Here is a 19,481-nt window from a genome sequence, read left to right as displayed (position 1 = left end):
GCGCTTCATCCCGACCTCCTCAGATCGGAAACTACTCTACCAGATCAGGGCGTTTTCACACAGCCTGCACCCTTAGCGGACCTTTGGCTGTCGCGACTTTGCTGTCCCCTAGAATTTTATAGTTACCCCGGCAGCAGATCGAGTTACGCTGCAGACTTCAAAGGTGGTGGATGCACGAAAAGGGCAATTTTCATGCATCCGGTTTCAAGAGCCACGGGTGCAGCGTGAGCCACAGTTTTATGGCGTCTTTGCCCTATGCTTTCGGGGAGCCGCATCGCGCCATAAGCGGTCTTCGAATGGGGCTGCTGGAATGGCCGCTTGGCTTCTGAAAGTTGCCGTTGGCATGGAATGGCAGGTCCAGACGGTTACAACATCTCGACGATGTATTGCATTAAAGGGGCGGGCCGAGCCTGCCCGGCCAGGTGATAGATCGCGCGACGCGTGTGGCCCTGCGTATCGAGACACCTGTGTCCCAGATGCCACAAGAGATGTAACACTGTTGCATTGTGCGTTGCGGTGCATTGACCGGGCCAGCCTCATCGGCGAGGTTCGAATTGCCAAGGTTCCCGCGGATTTCGGTCCGTGGGCGAAGAGGGAATTCGGTGGGCTCTTTGGAGCGAGGCCGAAGCTGCCCCCGCAACTGTGAGCGGCGAGCCCCTGCCGTCCGGGTCACTGGTGCCACGCACCGGGAAGGCCAGGCCGGGGCACCGACCCGCGAGCCAGGAGACCTGCCTTGGGCAACGAAACGTCTCTCGGGCGGGGTGCCCCGGCGGAGCGCAGGAGTGGGCCCGGCTGAACATGCCGGTTCCCGCGAGGGCACCCGCACGGCCGCCGCTCGACAACCTTGAGCGCCTCGGTGACCGTTCGTTCGAACCCGCCTGTCCCGAACTCTGCGGCTTCCGCCGGAGGCCGCCGCGTCCCACGCCTCGCCCTGGCCGCGATCCTCTCGGCCGGCGCACCGGGCTTTGAGGCCCGCGCGCAGGAGAGCACGACGCTCGACGAGATCTCGGTCGCCGGAGAGGGCTCGGGTCGAGCAGCTGGCAACGCTCCCCCGTCGGGACGGGCGACGGTCCCCGGCGCGATCGGCCTGATCGGACCGACGCCGGGCTACCGGGCCGACCGGGCGGTCAGTTCGACCAAGACCGACACGCCCCAGCGCGACGTGCCCCAGATCGTCACAGTGGCTCCGCGCGAGGTCATCACCGATCTGGCCGCCACCCGCGTCGATCGCGTCTTCAACTACACGCCGGGCGTCGCCCAGCAGAACAATTTCGGCGGGCTGTCGATCTTCAGCTACGCCATCCGCGGCACCACCACCTCGGAGATCTACAAGAACGGCTTCCCGCTCAACCGCGGCACGCCGCCCCCGCCCGACGCCCAGAACGTCGAGCGCATCGAGGTGCTCAAAGGGCCCGGCGGCGGATTGTTCGGGCGCAGCGATCCGGGTGGGCTCGTCAACATCATCACCAAGCAGCCTACCGCGGAGCGCTTCGTCGAGATGGGCGGGCTGTGGGGCTCGTTCGAGCAGTTCCGCGGCACCGTCGATTCCGGCGGCGCGCTCAACGAGGACGGCACTCTCCTCTACCGCTTCAACCTCGCGGCGGGCCGTCAGAACAGCTTCCGCGATTTCGTGGACAGCGACCGGCTGCTCGTCGCGCCGGTGATCTCCTGGCAGGTCACGCCCGACACCAGGATCACCGTCGAGACCGAGTTCCTGCGCAACCGCATCGTATTTGATCGTGGCGTGATCGCAGTCAACGGACGGCTCGGCGTCATCCCGATCTCACGCTTCCTCGGCGAGCCGGGACAGAGCACGTACCAGACCAACAACTCGATGCAGGTACGGGTCGACCACCGCTTCGATGCCGACTGGCAGATGCGGCTCGCCACCTACTTCAACACCGGCACGCTTGAGGGTGAGTCCGCCGAAATCCGTGCAATTGCCGCCGACAATCGCACCGTCTCGCGCGACCGCAACGTGCGCGATTACCGCTGGGACGTGGCGATCGGGCAGGCGGAAGTCGTCGGTCGCTTCGACACGGCGGGCATCGGCCATACCCTGCTGCTCGGCTTCGAGCGCGAGAGCACCGACAGCCGGACGGTCTACAACCGCTCGACCATCGCGACGAATCCTTTTGCCATCGACATCTACGATCCACGCTACGGCCAGCCGCTCCCGCCGATCAATCGCTTTCGTAACAACATCGAGCGGATCACCAACACCGCCCTCTATGCGCAGGACCAGATCGCGCTGAGCCCGGAATGGAAGGCGCTGGTCGGCGCGCGCTTCGACTTCTTCGAGCAATCGTTCCGCGAGCGCATCCCCCGCTCTCAGGTGGACCAGACCTACTTCGCAGCCACGCCGCGCGCCGGTCTCGTCTACCAGCCGATCCCCGAACTCGCCCTCTACGCCAATGTCGGTACCAGCTTCCGACCGAATATCGGCCCGGACGCGGCCGCCTCGTCGCGCTCCGGCCCCTTCGCTCCGGAGACCGGCATCGGCTATGATGTCGGCGCGAAGATCGACCTGTTCGGCGGTGCCCTTGGCCTGACGGCGGCAGCCTTCCGGGTCGACCGGCGCAACGTGCTGACGCCCGACCCCAACAACACGGCCTTTTCACTGGCAGCGGGCGGCGTCCGCGGCCAGGGCTTCGAGTTGACTGCTGCGGGCCAGATCACGCCGGAGATCAAGCTGCTGGCAGGCTACGTCTTCGCCGACGCGGTGGTGACCGAGGACAACGTCCTGCCGGTGGGCTCGCCGCTCATCAACGTGCCGCGCCACTCGGGCAGCCTGCTCGCGGTCCACGAGGTGCAGGCCGGGCCGTGGAAGGGGTTCGGGATCGGCGGCGGCGTGCGCGGCGTCGGCGAGCGGGCAGCGGACTCCGCCAACACGTTCAGCCTGCCGGCCTATATCGCGGTCGATGCCTTGGCCTATTACCGCTACGAGAACTTCCGCTTCGGCCTGAACGTCGAGAACGTCTTCGACAGCGAGTATTACGAGAGCTCGCTCAACCGCTTCCGGGTCTATCCGGGCGCGCCGCGTCGCTTCACCGGCACGATGACGGTGCGGTTCTGATGGGCGCGTCCGTTCCTCCCACCGACGCGCCAGTTCTGGCGATCGGCGGCGCGGTCAAGCGCTTCGGGAGCCGGACGGCACTGAGTGGCCTCGACCTGCGCCTTGGCGACGGCGAAGTCTTCGCACTGCTCGGCCCGAACGGGGCGGGCAAGACCACGACGATCAACCTGATCCTCGGCTTCCTCAAGGCGGATGCCGGCACGGTCCGGGTCTGCGGGATCGATGCCGGAGCGGATCCCGTCGGCGCGCGGCGGCACGTGGCCTACATCCCTGAGCAGGTCGCGCTCTACCCCGGCCTCTCGGGCGTGGAGAACCTGCGCTACTTCACGACGCTCGCCGGCCTCGATCTGTCGAAGGACGAGGCGCACGCCCTGCTCGCCGAAGCTGGGCTCACCCTGGAGGCCCATAGGCGGAAGGCCGGCGCCTACTCGAAGGGCATGCGCCAGAAGGTCGGCATCGCGGTGGCGCTGGCGCGCCGGGCGCGGCTGCTGCTCCTCGACGAGCCGACCTCCGGACTCGACCCCAGCGCCGCCGCGGACTTCTCCGCCACCATCCGCGCGGCGGCCGGGCGGGGCACCGCGATCCTGATGGCGACCCACGACCTCTACCGGGTGCACGAGATGGCCGGCCGCGTTGGCGTGCTGAGCGGCGGGCGGATCGTCGAGGAGATAGATCCCAAGACCCTCGACCACGTCGCCCTGGAGCGCCTCTACATCGACCGGCTCGCGGAGAGCACGGCATGAGGAGGATCGGTGCGGAACTCGCTTTGTGCCTGCACGACGCGCGGCTTCGGTGGATCGGCGCGGTGCTGGTCCTGCTGCTCGCCGTCGCCGGGCTCGGCGCGTGGCGCGACGCCGTGCGCTATGGGGCCCAGGTCGACGCCGTCACCGCCGCCGAGCGCGCGCGCTGGCTCGGGCAGGATGCCAAGAACCCGCATTCGGCCGACCATTTCGGCCTGTGGGTGTTCAAGCCCTCGTCGCCGCTCGCCGTACTCGACCCCGGCAGCGAGCCCTATACCGGCCGGATGGTGCGGGTGGAGGCCCACGTCTTCAACGACGCGGTCTACCGCGCCGTTCAGGATGCAGGCCCGCTCGCCCGCGCCGGCCTCGGCAGCGTCGCCGACATCGTCGGACTTGTGGTGCCGCTCGCCGCGATCCTGCTCGGCTTCTCCGCCTTCGCGGCCGACCGGGAGCGCGGCACGCTGCGTCTCGCCCTCGGCAACGGCATCGCGCCGGGCCGTCTCTTCGCCGACCGGTTCGCGGCGCTGACGGCTGCTCTTGTCCTCGTTATCGGCCTGCCGCTCCTGGGGATCGGTACGCTCGCCGCCCTCGGCCGGGACGCCGCGAGCTGGCAGGACACCGCGGGCTGGCACGCTTGGCCGCGCCTGTTGGTCTGGATCGCGGCGCAACTCGCCTACGCCGCTCTGTTCCTGCTCGTCGCGATGCTGGTCTCCCTCAGGGCCCGCACGGCCCGCCATGCGCTGGCCGCCGCGCTCGCGATCTGGGTCGGCCTCTGCATCGTCGCGCCCCGCCTCGCCACCGCCGCGGTCGAGACCCTTGTGCCGGCCGTATCCTACCGCGAGGTCCGCGCCCGCATCGACGCAGAGATGCGCCCGCACCGGACGGCGGAGGCCAACGACGACCGCAGCCGAGAGATCCTGGCCCGCTACGGCGTGAGCCAGCCCCAGGAACTGCCCATCGACCTGCGCGGCTTGATGATGGTCGAGAACGACGACCACCACTTCGCCCTCTACGACCGCGAGTTCGGCGCCTTCTTCGACGGGATCGCGGGCCGGGAGCGGGTCTTCGCCTGGGCCGGCCTCCTCTCCCCGCGCATCGCTCTGCAAGCCCTGTCGCAGACGCTCGCCGGTACCGACTTCGCCGAGCACGCCCACTTCGTCTGGACGGCGGAGGCCTATCGCCGCTCGATCTCGGAGCGGATGAACACCGAGATCCGCGACCGCCCCCAGCACGGCGGCACGACCCTTGTCGCCGGACCCGAACTGTGGGGGGAAATCCCGCCCTTCGCCCATACGCCGCTGCCGTTGACCCGCGCGCTGGCGGACGCCGCCGTCCCGGCCCTCGTGCTCGCCCTCTGGCTCGCCGGGCTCGTCGGCCTGTGCGTCCCCCTGGTCCGAAGGCTGAAGCCGTGAGCGCCGCCCGCTTCCCCCGGCTGCTCGCGGCCGAACTGCGCCTGATCCTGCGCGAGCGCCTCACCTGGGCGATCCTGGTCGCCCTCGTCGCATCGCTCTGCTTCGCCGCATGGACCGGCGCCGATCGTGTCGCCGCCGCACGCACGGCCCTGGCGGCAGCCGTCGCCGACAGCGAACGCGCCGTCCGCGATGCCAAGGCGGCGCATCTGCGCTACGGCCGGCCGGCGGCGATCAAGGTCAACTACTGGCAGGATCCGACCGACGCCTTCGGCTATCGGACCTACTTCATGGCGGCCTACGCGGTGAAGCCGCCGACGCCGCTGGCCATCCTCGCCGCCGGCCAGTCCGACGTGCAGCCGGCGGTGACGAAGGTCGATTTCGGTTTCAGCACGGTCTTCGACGATACCGCCACCGAGATCGGCTCCGCCGCCGCCCTGCGGCTCGGCCCGTTCGACCTCGCCTTCGTCCTGATCGTCCTCGTTCCGCTCGCGATCATCGCGCTCGCCGGCACGCGGCTCTCCTCCGAGCACGACAGCGGCATCCTGCGGATGATCGCGGCGCAGCCCACGGGTCCGCGCCGCGTGGCCGGCGCCAAGTTCGCCGCCGCCGCCCTCGTCGCCGTCACTGCAACGCTCGGCGGGACGTCGCTCGCCCTCGTGCTCTCGGGCGGCCTCGGCGACTTCGCCGGTTGGTCGTGGACGGCGGCGCTGCTTGCGGCGGCGCTTGCGGCCTACGTCGTCTTCTGGGTCGCGGCCTGCGCGCTGGCGGCGAGCCTGTGGCGCGGGGCGGTGGGCGCGCTGGCCGGCCTCGTGCTGGCCTGGGCCTGCCTTACGGTCGCCCTGCCCACCGCGCTCGGCCTCGCGGTTGATGTCTTGTCGCCGATCCCGTCGCGGATCGCCGCAATCGACGCGAGCCGGCAGGCGCAGGCGCGCTTCTACGTCGGGGACGAGGCCCGGAGGGTCACGGCCGCGTGGCTCGCCACGAAGCTCCCGGAGGACGTGCGCCGGCCCGAACTCGCCGACGTGCCCGAACTAAAGCGCCTCGCCCGCGACGCCCATTACGACGAGGCCCTGGCCGACCATCACCGGGCGGCGTGCGCGCAGGCGCTGGCGGCCTCGGCCTGGAGCCGATGGCTCGCCCTGTTCTCGCCCGCCACCGCCCTCACGCTCGCGCTGGAGACCGCCTCGGGCACCGATGCCGGGCGGCATGCGGTCTTCCTCACCGAGGCCGCCGCCTACCGGCGAAGTCTGCGCGCCTTCTTCGAGCCGCGCATCCTCGCTCAAGCCGTCACCCCAGCGCCCGTCTGCGCGGGTTGCCCGGCGCGCCTCGACTTTGACGCCTATGACGCCGTACCGGCCTTCGCGCCCGCCGACGCACGCGCGGCCGCCGAGCGTCAGGCGTTTCTGACCCTGGCCTGCCTCGGAGCGGCGGCCCTCCTCCTCACGGCGCTCGCAGCGCGGCGTCTGAAGCAATGGCCGGCATGATTGCTCCCCACGTCGACCCGATGTCCGCACCGTCATCCACCGCAGGATCACTGGTCGTGCCCGCCCGCATCGTCTCGATCGATGCCCTGCGCGGACTGGTGATGGTGCTGATGCTCCTCGACCACCTGCGCGAAACGTGGTTCCTGCACGTGCCGGTCGCCGACCCGATCGACGCGAGGACCGCCCTGCCGGCCCTGTATCTGGCCCGCCTCGCGGTCAGCCTGTGCGCGCCGATCTTCATCGCGCTGACGGGCGTGGCCGCCTACCTGTTCGGCACCCGGCATACCCTGGCGGAGACGCGCACCTATCTGGTGAAACGCGGTCTCGTGCTGATGGCCTTCGAGATCCTCTACCTCTCCGAGCTGTACTGGGGCGTGGCCAGCCCTACGCTCTGGCTCCAGGTGATCTGGTGCATCGGCGTGTGCATGATCGTCCTGGCGGCGCTGATCGGCCTGCCGCGCTTCGTTCTCCTCGCGGTCGGGCTCGTGATCGTGTGCGGTCACAACCTCCTCGACCCGATCCAACTCCGGCCCGACCAGCCGCTGTTTCCCGTCTGGGCCATGCTGCACCAGCGCGACGTCATCGCGCTTCCGCTCGGGCTGGTTGCCAAGACGACCTATCCGGTGCTGCCCTGGATCGGCGTCATCGTGCTCGGATACGCCATCGGCCCGTGGTTCCTGCCCGGCGTCGCCCCGCACGCGCGCGAGCGCCGTTTCGTGGTGCTCGGCGGCGCGATGCTGGTCACCTTCGTGCTGCTGCGCCTGACGAACGGCTACGGCGACACGCCCTGGTTCGTCGTCGAGGACAGCGCCCTGCGGACCGCAATGAGCTTCTTCGCGTTGACGAAGTATCCGCCGTCACTGCTGTTCCTGCTGCTGACCCTCGGGACCGGGGCGCTGCTGCTCGTCGCGCTGGAGCGGATCGGCAACCGCCCGCTCGTCGCGGCGCTGGCAGTGTTCGGCGGCGCGCCGATGTTCTTCTACCTGTTCCATTTAACGGTGCTACGGCTGCTCTATCACGGCGCCTTCGCGATCTGGGGCGCGACCCAGGGCACCGTGTTCGGCGTCGCCGACTACGGGTGGGTTGTGGTGTGGTACGCCGGGCTGATCGTGCCCCTTTACCTGCCGACGGCCCGGTTCTCACGCTTCAAGGCGTCGAGGCGCGACATCGCTTGGCTCAAGTACCTGTAGGGTCAAGTCGATCGGTCTGGCCAGGCGAAGGGCTTCTTATGGCGCGAAGCCGAACAAGGTGGAGGCGAACTCCTGACCCGTTGCGGACTTTCGACTGTTGCCCCGTGGATGTCCGCTGCGCTTCGAAAGCTGCCCTGAGGGCCAATTAATCCATGGGTGCTGCAGAGGTTTTTGGGGAACCCGAAAAGGGCGATTTTCATGCATCCGCTCTCATTAGCCACGGGTGCAGCGTAAGCCACTGATTCATAGCGGCTTTGCCCCGTACACTTGGGGCGCCGCATTGTGCGATGAGCCGACCTTGGGCCGGCACGTACTGAACCGCCGCTGTGAACCGCCGCTTCCGACCCTAATCGGACCCTCTTAAGGTCCGCTTGTGGCTGACTCGAATCGGTCTAGACCCTTGGCATCACGTGCCTCGAATTTCTGATTCAGACCCGCATGAGACGACAGAAGCGTCTCACGGCGCCGCCTCGCTTGGGCATACCCGAACGGGCGTTGCGCCACCGGTGTTTTACCCGTGAGTTTCGGCACGGCTAACTCGCTGGCGGGGCGCGTGGTGCCCAGTCGGTCGAAACTCTTGATTTATGAATATCCGGCGAGGCTTAACTGCACATAGATCTAATATCAATTGCGCCCAGTTGACAAAATGTTATCTACATCGTCACTAAACGATTTGAGCATCTCTAATCTACTAAGGTTGAGCAAAGCATCGAACAGTGGGCGTGCCGTGTCTGCGACCGTGAAGCCGGGAGTGGATAGCGTCAGGTCCGGCGCCGCAGGCCGTTCGTATGGCGCAGAAATACCGGTGAAATCGGAAATCACTCCGGCGCGTGCCCGGTCATAGAGCCCCTTCGGGTCGCGCGCTTCGCAGACTGCCAGCGGGGTATCGATGAAGACTTCCAAGAAGGGGATATCGCCCGCAAGCACCCGCGCTGCCTGTCGTTCGGCCTGAAATGGCGAAATCAGCGAGACGATTACGACGAGGCCGGCGTCCGCCATCAGCCGAGCAGTTTCGGCAGCTCGCCGAATGTTCTCCACCCGATCGGCTGCGGTAAAGCCGAGGTCCCGGCTGAGCCCGTGACGCAGGTTATCGCCGTCGAGCACCATGCTGCTGCGACCAGCCTCGGTGAGTGCCCGGTCAACGGCGTTGGCGACGCTCGACTTGCCAGCACCCGAGAGACCGGTCAGCCAAGCGATGACGGGACGCTGTCCCATCCGCTCCCATCTCACCTCGCGCGGTTGCAGCGGCTGCGGTGTCAAGTTCGTGCCTATCTCATGCAAAGTGCTAAACCGATCTCCCACGTGCCCTCGAAATCAAATAATCACTAATATTCGATATGCGGTGCCGATTTGCCAGGAAAGCTCTAATAACATTGAGCGGTAGCAAGCATAGCTCGCTCATTATATAAGTATAACTCTTTTGAGCGGTGCCGCCCTGATAGTTAAGGGCCGCCATGGTGCGGCCCGTGACCAATTCGATGAGGCCGATCTCTTTCTCGGACAATGTCCGAGTCCAGCGCCGGCTCGGTTCGTCGGAAACGCCGCGAACCGTGCCGGCATCCGTATAGGAACTGTTCACCTGCATGATGTCGAGCATGTTGGGCGAATAGGGCAGATCGAGCCAAGCACAGAGCGGTCTGATCGTCCCACTCGGGTCACTCAACAGATCCTCGAATTTCAAAAAGTAGATCGCATTCTCACCATGCCTCGTTCGGGCTGCAACGGCCGACTTGACGGCGCTGTTCCACATCAAACACTGAATGAGGAGGCTGTAGGACTTTCGGACCCGATCTTCTTCTGCCCTGAGCCGGCCTTTCATGTCTTCGTCAAGGATCTGCCCCTCGAACCACCGGTTTTTCCAATCTCGATATGACGCGACGACGCCCCTCGGATCGCGATGACAGAAAATGATCCGAGCTGACGGATAGGCGCGTCGAATGTCGTCGATTCGAAAAACGTGCCGTGGGGTTTTCTCGCCCCAGAACGGCAGCCAGTCAGGCATTTTCGCCCTGCAATGTTCTTCGAACATCTCGTCTGCGGACCGGGCTCGGACACCGTGCCGTTGCGTGATCGCCACGTGGGCCGGACTGGCCGCCGGATATCGGTGCAAGCCGTAGGCGTGATGCTGCAGAGCTTCGAAATATGCTGTGACGAGACCAGCATCCTGCGCATCGCACTCGCTATCGGGGCGTTTGAGGCGCGGGCGCAAATCGTCGAAATAATGCGTCTCTTTCGAGATATGGACCGACGGGCAATTGTTGAGGATCGAGCGAGTCAGCTCCGTACCACTGCGCGATGGGCCGACGATGAAAATCGGGATCGACATTCAATGCGCTCTCGAACTCTGGTCTTTGCCCCATTCGTACGTTCTTAAAGGCGTCGTGTACGCCCAGATACGTCCAATCATCACACCCAGAATATAAATCGCGACTTTCGGCCAAGGCTGCGAGCCACCGATCCTCGGACCGGATGGCGCTACAGCCTCGCGCGGTTGGTAACCGAGCGACCGAAGCTGTCGCAGACCGAGCGCGATGCGCCGTCTGACACGGATGATCGGTCGCCATCTCGTCGGCAATCTTACAATGATCTGGATTTCGTCCGCGATGATCCGCTCCTCCGGCGGAACGGAAAGGCGCATGAATGTATCGTCGGCCAGAACATCCGGCATCTCTCCCCAGCATGCCCGGCCTTTCTCGGAAAGGCCGATGACGTACTGGAAAGCGCCGTTCCGTATATAGTTTGAAGCGATCCACACGTCGTTGAACGCTTTCGCGAAGCAGGTCGCCCCCTCATAGCGAAACGCCGCTCGAGGGCTAATCATCATCGCGTTCGACGTGGCGAGGCGCGCAGCGAGACGGGAGAGGTCGGATCCTCGGATCTCGACATCGGCGTCGACGTAAAAGCGCGGAAACCGGTCGGTGATCGCCTCTGCGGCTCGGATGCCGCGCGCCTTGCCGGGTCGGATTGTCTCGACCGTACGAATGCGCGCATCCGAAACGCTGGCGACGATCGTCGCACTCGCATCGGTGCAGCCGTTCAGCGCCACGACGACCTGCGCATCCGGTGGCAAGCCGTCGCGAATGAGGCGGAGAAAGCGCTCAAGCACAGCGGCTTCATTGTAGACGGGTACGATGACGGCAAAACCCACGGATGCGTAGGATGTCTTGGCAGTATCGACTTTGCAATTTGAAGCGTCTTCAGACAATTGCAACTCAATCAGCTCCAGCGCCGCTTCTATCGGTCTCGTATATTCCAGCAATCCTGTTTGATTCGGATCGTGGTCATCCTGCGCCCATGAACGGAGGACAGCCGACGAAGACTAAACAGCGATCAGCGGTCGGATCAAGGGTGGTGACCGAAGGTACGACTATAGCAAAGTGTGTAGCGAAGCTATTATTGCGTCTTCCGCGGCAATTGCAATGTCCCTTCGTAAGGGCTTCAACGTTGAGGCCGCCGCTATTGCCGGAGCGAAGATTATTGGTTTCTATTGCCACCCGCGGACTATATGTTAGACATGAAAACAGCTTCGGCACATCGTTGTTGGGTCTCAACTTGGTACTTGCAAGGGCTGTATTGATAGCTTCAGTGCGATTGATGCAAACTACACAATCGCCTAGAACTTGTGCCAACCGTAGGACAACAATCCCTGCTCGAAAATTTTCGAGAATAACGTTTATCGAAAGTCTCGATCTGTCCAGAAGCGCACATGCTGAGTTGCGCTCGGTTCCGTAGGCGCCCCTTGTGCGAATATCGGGAAACGTGGACTGCGTCCGCTTCCAGGCGTCGAGCTACTCCCCGCTCCCCACCCGATGCGGTCCCTGAGAAGGTCCGCTTCCAGGCTGTTGACCCACCCGTGCCCTCGTTAGGGCCAACGAGATGTCGAGCCGGAACTAAACATTCGACTGGCGGGAACAACCTGCATCTATCGGTGCGTTCCGATCCCCACGGGGATGGGCGTGTGACCTTGCCCCCTGTTTGCCCCCGTTCATAACCAGAGTCCGTTCTGGTTCTGGTCCTGTTTGGACCGGGTTGCAAACGCGCCGAAGCCTTCGCCGACACCCTCGCACCCGGCGGAACGCTGGCCTTCATGTCATCGATCCTCGGCAGCGTCGCGCTCAACGAGGATGGCGGTTGGGAGAATTACCGGGCCAGCAAGGCGGCCCTGAACACCAACGCCCGCAGTTTCGCCGTACGCCACGCCGAGCGCGATTACGGCATCCTGCTGCTGCATCCGGGTTGGGTCCGCACCGATATGGGCGGCGCCGAGGCCGATCTCGACGTGGAAACCAGCGTCGGCGGCATGATCGCGGTGATCGAAGCCTTCGCCGGGCGCCGCGACGTGGCCTATCTCGACCACCGCGGCGAAACGCTGGCCTGGTGACCGGACGGGGGTCAGCGCCGCGGTTCGAAGGGGCGTCCGCGGCGCTCGACCACGACGGCGGGGCGACTGCGCCGCTCGACGATCACCGCCCGGGGCGGTGCCCGGTTGGGGCTCGCGGGCGACATGATGCGCTGCTCGATGCGCTGCTCGGGTGACCGCTGCGGGCGGGAGGCGGCCTTGGCCGCCGAGAGCACGTGCGGACGCACCTCGTCCGCAGCGAGGCCGATCAGGCCCGCGGCGATCTCGACCTGCTGCTCGACATCGTCGGCCAAATCCTGCGCGGCGGCGACCGCCTCGGCGATCGTCGGCGGCTCGCGCCGCACCCGGATCGGCGGCAGATCCTGGAAGCTCTTGGGCGTCTTCTTCACGGCACGACTCGCGGTGTTCATGCGTGATCTTAGGATGGTCCGCTCGGTTTGTGCATTGCAACGAAATCGGGCGTGACGGACCACCGGCCGCATGGCTGCCCGGTGGATGCTCCCAACGGCGACCATGCAGGATGCGCGCCGCGCCGGTTCCGACACCATCACATTCGTTGAAGTGAGCGCCGAAGCTGCGACCGATCGACCCATTCCGGTCAATATGCCGCAACGCAGCAGCGAAGCGGCTGAATTTGGCGGCGTCGAAATCCCGCCCGGATCATGCGTTCAATCGAAGCGATGACCTTCGATCTCGATCCCCGACTCACCCCCGCCCGGCCCGATCTCGCCGATATCCGCCTGCGCGGGCAGGTCGAGGCGCAGCGTTTCGTCGAGGGCCGCGCTGCCCGGATCGTCGTTCCCTCCGCCCCCTTGCGCCGCCGGCCGGACCCGGAGGCCGGGCTCGAGACCGAGGCGGTGATGGGCGACGCCGTGACGGTCTACGACATCCGTGACGGCTTCGCCTTCGCCCAGATCGCGCGGGACGGCTATGTCGGCTATCTGCCCGAGGCCGCCCTCGGACTCGCGGACCCGGCGCCGACCCACCGGATCGCGGTTCTGCGCAGCTTCATCTATCCCGCTCCCGATCTGAAGCGGCCACATATCGCGCATCTGAGCCTGGGCGCCGCCTTCGCGGCCGAGGCGCGCGAGGGCGAGTATTGGCGGCTGGGAAGCGGACGCTACGTCTTCGCCGATCACGCGGTGCCGCTCGGACGGACCGAACCGGACGCCGTTGCGGTCGCCGAACGCCTCGTCGGCACACCCTATCTGTGGGGCGGACGGACCAGCCTCGGGCTCGATTGCTCCGGTCTCGTCCAGCTCAGCCTGGAAAGCGCGGGACTGCCCTGTCCACGGGACGCCGACCAGCAGGAGCGGGCCCTCGGCACGGCTTTGCCCCCCGGCCTCGAAGGCTTGCGCCGCGGCGACCTCGTGTTCTGGAAGGGCCATGTCGGGATGATGCTCGACGCGGACCGCCTCATCCACGCCAACGGCCACCACATGACGGTGGCGGTGGAGCCGCTCACGGTCGCCGTGGCGCGGATCGCCGAGAAGAGTTTCGGGGCGGTGACCTCGATCCGGCGGCTGGCGGCGACCCCGGAGGCCTGACGCATCACCCCTTCAGGCGCGCCTTGATCCGGTAGGTGAGGCCGTCGCGCACGTCGCGGTAGCCGTCGAGGCGCTGCTCGCGCGTGCCGTCCTGGTTGAGCGTCGGGTCCGGTGTCGGCCAGTACTCCACATCCGCCGCGATCGTATGGGTCAGCTCCAGCGCCCGGTGATGGGCTTCGGGCGAGAGGGTGACGATCAGGTCGAAGTTCAGCCCCTCCCAATCCTCCAACTGCTCGATGGTGCGCGGCTTGTGGCGGGTCGCGTCGATGCCGATCTCGTCGAGGGCGGCGATCATGAACGGATCGCTCGGCTCGCCCGAGCGCACGCCCGCCGATTGCACGTAGATCGACTTGCCGAAATAGTGACGCGCGACCGCCTCCGCCGCGAGCGAGCGCACCGCGTTGAAATTGCACATGAACAGGACGGACTGCACCCGCCGTTTCTTCGGCCCGCTCCCCGGGATCGCGTCGTCCGCCATGCCCCGCCTTACGAAGGCCGTCTCGGGTTTACCGTCATAGGGGCGCCCCGCGCTCCTCGAAAGCGCAACGTTCTGCCGCTCGGCGCGAAGCCGCGGGCAGGATGATGCGCGTGGTTCCTCGCCGCATCGGCGGTCTCCGAAAACCGGCGGCCACCGCTCGGGCCGGGCTTCACCCCTTCCAGTGCAAGGCGAAGACCAGGGTGAACAGGCGGCGCGCCGTGTTGTGGTCGAGATCGACCTTGCCCTCGAGGCGTTGGCGCAGCAGCTCCGAGGCCTCGTTGTGCAGGCCGCGCCGGCCCATGTCGATCGCCTCGATCTGCGTCGGCGAGGCGGTGCGGATCGCGCTGTAATAGCTCTCGCAGATCATCTCGTAGTCGCGGATGACCCGCCGGAACGGCGTCAGCGAGAGCAGATGGGTCATGACCGGCTCGCCGGCCTCCGTCGTGATCGCGAAGGAGAGCTTGTTCTCCACGAGGCCGAGCGCCAGCGCGTAGGGGCCCTCGTCGCGATCGGGAATCGTGAAGGTGTTCTCCTCCAGGATGTCGTAGATCGCGATGGCGCGCTCGTGCTCCTGGTCCGGGTTGCCGCGGCCGATCGAGGCCTCGTCGAGGCGCACCGCCGCGAGCCGGTTCCTCGGTTTCTCCCCCGCCGCTCGCGCCGCTTCGGCCTTCATCGCCGCCGCCTTCTTCTTCCGGTCCCAATCCGGGGCACCGCTTCGGTCACATGAGCCGAAAGCCCGCGCCACAGGCAAGTTTTTAGTGTCTCTGATGAAACGCGCGCCGCCGCACCGGACCCGGAGGGAGCGTCCGGCGCGGTCCTCAGAGATTCAGGCGGATCGCCACCGAGCGGGCATGCCCGTCGAGCCCCTCCGAATGCCCCAGCGCGATGGCCGCGGGTCCGAGGGCCCGGAGCGCCTCGGGGTCGCAGCGTAGGATCGAGGTGCGCTTCATGAAGTCGAGGACGCCGAGGCCCGAGGAGAACCGGGCCGAGCGCGCGGTGGGCAGCACGTGGTTCGGGCCGCCGACATAGTCGCCGATGGCCTCCGGCGTGTGCGAACCGAGGAAGATCGCGCCGGCATTGCGGATCTTGCGCGAGAGGTCGTCGGCGTCCTCGGTCTCGATCTCGAGATGCTCGGGGGCGATGGCATCGACCAGAGGCACCGCCTCATCGAAGTTCCGCACCCGGATGATCGCGCCGTAATCGCGCCAGCTGGCCCGGGCGATGGTCTCGCGCGCCAGGGTCGCCAGGGCCCGCTCGACCGCCTGCTCGGTGGCCTCCGCCAATTCGTCCGAATCGGTGATGAGCACGGCCTGGGCCGCGACGTCGTGCTCGGCCTGGGCCAGGAGGTCGGCGGCGATCCAGTCGGGATTGGCGTGGCCGTCGGCCAGGATCAGCACCTCGGAGGGGCCGGCGATCATGTCGATGCCGACCTGCCCGAACACCCGGCGCTTGGCCGCCGCGACCCAGGCGTTGCCGGGGCCGACGATCTTGGCGACCGGTGGAATGCTTTCCGTGCCGTAAGCCAGCGCGGCGACGGCCTGCGCGCCGCCGACGCGATAGATCTCGGTCACGCCGGAGAGATGGGCCGCCGCGAGCACCAGCGGGTTGAGCTGGCCTTCCGGGGTAGGCACCACCATGACGATGCGCGGCACGCCGGCCACACGGGCCGGCACGGCGTTCATCAGCACCGATGAGGGGTAGCTCGCGGTCCCGCCCGGCACGTAGAGGCCGACCGATTCGAGCGCGGTCCAGCGCCAGCCCGCGGTGACGCCGAGATCGTCGGTGGAGAGGTGGTCCTCCGGGATCTGGCGGCGGTGATAGGCCTCGATCCGCTCGGCGGCGAGTTCGAGGGCGGCGCGCGCCTCGGCCGGGCAGGCCGCGACCGCGGCCTCCACTTCCTCGGCGGTGATCCGCAGGGAGGCTTCCGAGAAATCCTGGCCGAGACGGTCGAAGCGGCGGGTGTAGTCCACCAGGGCGGCGTCGCCCCCCGAGACGACGCCACTGATGATGCCGCGCACGGTCTCGTCCACGTCCTCGGCGATCTCGCGCTTGAGGCCGAGCAGGCGCTTGAAGGCTTGCGCGAAATCGGGCGCGCGGCTGTCGAGACGAATCATCGGGCGGGGCCGGTCTTGAGAGGACGGGGGGCGGAAATCGGGATCACGGGCGGCTCTCGACGAGGGGGCGCACGGCCTCGTGATCGGGCGTGCCGTCGGCTTCCCAGACGGGGCCGAGATCCTTCAGACGCACCTCGATGCATTCGAGGTCGAGGCGGATCGCGGCACCGCCGGAGAAGACGAGCGTCGCGGTCCCGGAGGGGGCTTCGCCCTCCTCGAAGGTGATCGCGAGCAGGCTCAGGGTGTCGTCGGTGGCGGCACCCGGGGTGATGCCTCGCGTCTTCACGCCATTGACCCGCTCGAAATGCACCCCGGCGAGGCGCCGCCGGGGCGGCTCCCCGGGCGCGACCGACCGGTCGAAGCGGCGCGCCGCCAGCACGAAGCGGTGCTCGCCCGGCAGCCACGCGAGATCGCCCGCCCGGAGGACCGCGTCCTGAAGGTGCGCGGAGATCACGGCGAGATCCTCGGCATCGAGGGCAGCGAGCTTGAGAAGCTCCATCGTTGGCTCCGGGCGCCCGAGAGGGGCCGATGACGGGAGAAGTTGGGGCGTAGGTAGCGACGCGGTCCCGTCCCGGCAACCGGACCGGTGCCCGGGCTCGGTTCTCGAACACCGATCGACCCGTGAGCCGGACTGGCCGGGGGCCGGTTTTCTTCGCCTGCGCGGTCCGCCGATCACCTGTCGGGACCGGTCAGTCCCGTTGCCGACCTGCACGAATATCCATTTTTCAGGTTTCGCGCGACAGAGATGGATCAATTTCAATCATCATCGACTGTTCAGGCATCCCTGTGCAGATTTCCCCGCCGCATCTGCAAGGGGGAAAACAATGCGACGTGGACTACCGGCGTTGGGCGCCGTTCTGATTTTCGGCTGGGCCATCGGTCCGGCGGCGGCCCAATCCTGGTACGGGGACGAGCCGGCCTACCGCTCCCGCTATGCGCCCGGCTCCAGCTCCGGTTACCCGGGCGGGTATCGCTCCGGCTATGGGCATGAGGTCGGCCCGGGCTATCGCTCAGGCTATGGATACGACGACGGGTACGGTCCGCCCCGCCGTCCCGCACCGCCTCCCGCGTATGACGGAAGAAAGCCACCGCCGCCGCCGGCACGGGTGCGCCGCTACGACGGGGATCCCCGCGCGAGCCTCTGCGTCACCCCACGCGGCAATTGCTCGACCTGGGTCGCGCCCTACGACAGCCCCTGCGCCTGCGACATTCCGGGTTTCGGGGTCAAGCGCGGCGCCGTCCGCGGCTGAGCGTCGAGCCGCAAGGGGGATCGGCGTCGGGCATCGGCTTTCGGCCCGATGCCCGGATCGCATGGTTCAGGCGCGCACGCGCTCGATCTGCGCGCCGCAACGGGCGAGCTTGGCCTCCAGTGCCTCGAAGCCGCGATCGAGGTGATAGACCCGGTTGATCTGGGTCTCGCCCTCGGCGGCCAGCGCCCCGATCACCAGGGAGACCGAGGCGCGCAGATCGGTGGCCATCACCGGTGCGCCCTTGAGGCGCTCCACGCCCTCGACCACGGCGAGGTCGCCGTCGAGGCGGATCTTCGCGCCGAGCCGCGCCAGCTCCTGCACATGCATGAAGCGGTTCTCGAAGATCGTCTCGCGGATGCGGGACTGACCCTTGGCCAGGGTCATCAGCGCCATGAACTGGGCCTGGAGATCGGTCGGGAAGCCGGGGAACGGGTCGGTCGTGATGTCCACGGGGTTGATCCCGCCGCCGTTGCGGCGCACCCGGATGCCGCCCGGAATCTCGCTGACCTCGGCGCCGGTGGCCGACAGCGTGTCGAGGGCGGAGGCCAGCAGGTCGGCGCGGGTGTTGACCAGCGAGAGATCGCCGCCGGTCATGGCCACCGCCATGGCGTAGGTCCCGGTTTCGATCCGGTCGGGCAGCACCTCGTGGCGGGCGCCGGACAGGCGGGCCACGCCCTCGACGACGATGCGGGAGCTGCCCGCGCCCTCGATCCGCGCGCCCATCTTGGTGAGGCAATCGGCGAGATCGACCACCTCCGGCTCGCGGGCGGCGTTGTCGATCACGGTGGTGCCGTAGGCGAGCGCCGCCGCCATCAGCGCTACATGCGTGCCGCCGACCGTGACCTTGGGGAAGTCGATCGCGGCACCGCGCAGGCCGTTCTTGGTCTTGGCGACGACGTAGCCGCCGTCGATCTCGATCTCGGCCCCGAGCTTCTCCAGCGCCATGATCAGCAGATCGACCGGCCGCGTGCCGATGGCGCAGCCGCCCGGCAGCGACACCTTCGCCTCGCCGAAGCGCGCCAGCAGGGGCGCGATCACCCAGAAGCTCGCCCGCATGGTCGAGACGAGATCGTAGGGCGCGGTGGTGTCGATGACGTTCGAGGCGGTGAGCCGCACCGTCTGACCGGTCTCGGTGGTCTGGCCCGGACGCTTGCCGACGACCATGTGATCGACGCCGTGATTGCCGAGGATGCGGGTGAGGGCGGCGATGTCGGCGAGCCGCGGCACGTTGATCAGTTCCAGCGTCTCGCCGGTCAGCAGGCTCGCGATCATCAGCGGCAGGGCCGCGTTCTTGGCCCCCGAGATCGGGATCGTGCCGTTGAGCGGCGCGCCGCCGGTGATGTGGATACGGTCCATGGGGGTCCTCGGCTCGCGCCCCTCGGGGGCTGCGCGGCGGTCGCGTCGCTGTCCTGCGGATGCGCGGCGGGCCGGCGCATCGTCGTCAAGGGGTGGTATAGGCGCAGTCCGGCGAAAAGAAGAAGCGTCACCGCAGGATCGTTGCCCGTGCGGGGTCAAGGATCCGAACGATCCCGCTCCGGCGGCGGCGATGGGGCGGGCGGTGCTGTCTCGGCTGGCTCCTCATGGCTGCGGCCGCGGGCCTGCGCCTTGCGGCGGCGGAGGTTGTCGCGGAGGGCCGCCTTGAGTCGGGCGGCGCGGTCATCGTTCGTGGACATGGGAATCCGGGCCTGCGGGGCTGCGGAGGAGATTACACGGTGGCCGTCCCACGCCGAAGCCGGCCGGCTTCCTCGCCCGTCCGTTCGTCGCAGCGCCGAACTCGCGACGCATCGTCGCCCGAACCGGCCTCTTTCCCGACCTGTGGAACGCGCGATT

At 67.3% G+C, this 19,481-nt stretch carries 17 protein-coding genes, 1 pseudogene and 1 riboswitch; of the genes and pseudogenes, 9 read left to right on the top strand and 9 right to left on the bottom strand.

From position 1 onward, the window contains the following. Nucleotides 1–543 precede the first annotated feature (543 nt). Nucleotides 544–751, top strand: a riboswitch (cobalamin riboswitch). 189 nt (nt 752–940) lie between these two features. The 5 genes from OWC43_RS03305 to OWC43_RS03285 are packed head-to-tail and all read left to right on the top strand — an operon-like array spanning nt 941 to nt 7,902. Beyond that, nucleotides 941–3,076 carry a TonB-dependent siderophore receptor gene (locus tag OWC43_RS03305; protein WP_393958478.1) on the top strand — a complete coding sequence of 712 codons (2,136 nt, stop codon included), beginning with the start codon at nt 941–943 and terminating at the stop codon, nt 3,074–3,076. Then, nucleotides 3,076–3,819, top strand: a complete 744-nt coding sequence (locus tag OWC43_RS03300) for an ABC transporter ATP-binding protein (protein WP_393955700.1) — start codon at nt 3,076–3,078, stop codon at nt 3,817–3,819. The genes OWC43_RS03305 and OWC43_RS03300 overlap by 1 nt, the downstream gene beginning before the upstream one ends. Then, the gene (locus OWC43_RS03295) at nt 3,816–5,228 is read left to right on the top strand and encodes a DUF3526 domain-containing protein (RefSeq protein WP_393955699.1); all 1,413 of its coding nucleotides are present in this window, start codon (nt 3,816–3,818) and stop codon (nt 5,226–5,228) included. Before OWC43_RS03300 ends, OWC43_RS03295 begins: the two co-directional genes overlap by 4 nt. Continuing rightward, complete coding sequence (locus OWC43_RS03290) at nt 5,225–6,712, top strand: DUF3526 domain-containing protein (protein WP_393955698.1); 1,488 nt, start codon at nt 5,225–5,227, stop codon at nt 6,710–6,712. The genes OWC43_RS03295 and OWC43_RS03290 overlap by 4 nt, the downstream gene beginning before the upstream one ends. Before the next feature lie 56 nt (nt 6,713–6,768). Next, on the top strand, nt 6,769–7,902 hold the full coding sequence (locus OWC43_RS03285; protein WP_393955697.1) for a DUF1624 domain-containing protein: 1,134 nt from the start codon (nt 6,769–6,771) through the stop codon (nt 7,900–7,902). A 624-nt stretch (nt 7,903–8,526) separates the two neighbouring features. Here the strand turns inward: OWC43_RS03285 and cysC are convergent. The 3 genes from cysC to OWC43_RS03270 all read right to left on the bottom strand — a co-directional run bounded on the left by cysC (nt 8,527) and on the right by OWC43_RS03270 (nt 11,161). Beyond that, nucleotides 8,527–9,117, bottom strand: coding sequence for an adenylyl-sulfate kinase (gene cysC, locus OWC43_RS03280; RefSeq protein WP_393955696.1), 591 nt, complete (start codon nt 9,115–9,117; stop codon nt 8,527–8,529). A 70-nt stretch (nt 9,118–9,187) separates the two neighbouring features. Further along, nucleotides 9,188–10,228 (bottom strand): sulfotransferase family protein, encoded by a 1,041-nt coding sequence (locus OWC43_RS03275; RefSeq protein WP_393955695.1) that lies wholly within the window; start codon nt 10,226–10,228, stop codon nt 9,188–9,190. Then, complete coding sequence (locus OWC43_RS03270; protein WP_393955694.1) at nt 10,229–11,161, bottom strand: glycosyltransferase family 2 protein; 933 nt, start codon at nt 11,159–11,161, stop codon at nt 10,229–10,231. 780 nt (nt 11,162–11,941) lie between these two features. Between OWC43_RS03270 and OWC43_RS03265 the strand changes: the two are divergent. After that, a pseudogene (locus OWC43_RS03265) lies at nt 11,942–12,283 on the top strand (SDR family oxidoreductase); the annotation flags it as partial. A gap of 11 nt (nt 12,284–12,294) precedes the next feature. Here the strand turns inward: OWC43_RS03265 and OWC43_RS03260 are convergent. After that, nucleotides 12,295–12,672: a hypothetical protein gene (locus OWC43_RS03260; RefSeq protein WP_393955693.1), complete on the bottom strand. Its 378-nt coding sequence runs from the start codon at nt 12,670–12,672 to the stop codon at nt 12,295–12,297. A 103-nt stretch (nt 12,673–12,775) separates the two neighbouring features. On the opposite strand from OWC43_RS03260, the gene OWC43_RS03255 reads away from it, so the two are divergent. Both OWC43_RS03255 and OWC43_RS03250 read left to right on the top strand, forming a co-directional pair. After that, nucleotides 12,776–12,946 (top strand): hypothetical protein, encoded by a 171-nt coding sequence (locus OWC43_RS03255; RefSeq protein ID WP_393955692.1) that lies wholly within the window; start codon nt 12,776–12,778, stop codon nt 12,944–12,946. Beyond that, nucleotides 12,943–13,809 (top strand): C40 family peptidase, encoded by an 867-nt coding sequence (locus tag OWC43_RS03250; protein ID WP_393958477.1) that lies wholly within the window; start codon nt 12,943–12,945, stop codon nt 13,807–13,809. The genes OWC43_RS03255 and OWC43_RS03250 overlap by 4 nt, the downstream gene beginning before the upstream one ends. A gap of 4 nt (nt 13,810–13,813) precedes the next feature. On the opposite strand, the gene OWC43_RS03245 is transcribed toward OWC43_RS03250, so the two are convergent. From OWC43_RS03245 to OWC43_RS03230, 4 genes are all read right to left on the bottom strand, one after another. Next, nucleotides 13,814–14,287 carry a low molecular weight phosphatase family protein gene (locus tag OWC43_RS03245; RefSeq protein WP_137830126.1) on the bottom strand — a complete coding sequence of 158 codons (474 nt, stop codon included), beginning with the start codon at nt 14,285–14,287 and terminating at the stop codon, nt 13,814–13,816. 169 nt (nt 14,288–14,456) lie between these two features. After that, nucleotides 14,457–14,960 (bottom strand): UPF0262 family protein, encoded by a 504-nt coding sequence (locus OWC43_RS03240; protein ID WP_137830125.1) that lies wholly within the window; start codon nt 14,958–14,960, stop codon nt 14,457–14,459. A 145-nt stretch (nt 14,961–15,105) separates the two neighbouring features. After that, the gene (hisD, locus tag OWC43_RS03235; protein WP_137830124.1) at nt 15,106–16,401 is read right to left on the bottom strand and encodes a histidinol dehydrogenase; all 1,296 of its coding nucleotides are present in this window, start codon (nt 16,399–16,401) and stop codon (nt 15,106–15,108) included. 43 nt (nt 16,402–16,444) lie between these two features. Continuing rightward, a complete protein-coding gene (locus OWC43_RS03230) occupies nt 16,445–16,900 on the bottom strand; it encodes a DUF2948 family protein (protein WP_393955691.1) in 456 nt (151 codons plus the stop codon). Nucleotides 16,901–17,225: 325 nt separating this feature from the next. Between OWC43_RS03230 and OWC43_RS03225 the strand changes: the two genes are divergently transcribed. Then, the gene (locus OWC43_RS03225; RefSeq protein ID WP_393955690.1) at nt 17,226–17,651 is read left to right on the top strand and encodes a hypothetical protein; all 426 of its coding nucleotides are present in this window, start codon (nt 17,226–17,228) and stop codon (nt 17,649–17,651) included. Nucleotides 17,652–17,717: 66 nt separating this feature from the next. On the opposite strand, the gene murA is transcribed toward OWC43_RS03225, so the two are convergent. Then, the gene (murA, locus tag OWC43_RS03220) at nt 17,718–19,007 is read right to left on the bottom strand and encodes a UDP-N-acetylglucosamine 1-carboxyvinyltransferase (RefSeq protein WP_137830121.1); all 1,290 of its coding nucleotides are present in this window, start codon (nt 19,005–19,007) and stop codon (nt 17,718–17,720) included. Nucleotides 19,008–19,481 lie beyond the last annotated feature (474 nt).

The organism is Methylorubrum sp. POS3 (genome assembly GCF_043352485.1).
Lineage (GTDB): Bacteria > Pseudomonadota > Alphaproteobacteria > Rhizobiales > Beijerinckiaceae > Methylobacterium > Methylobacterium suomiense.
Note: the sequence above shows the minus strand (reverse complement) of the source record. Positions and strands in the feature narration are given on the sequence as shown.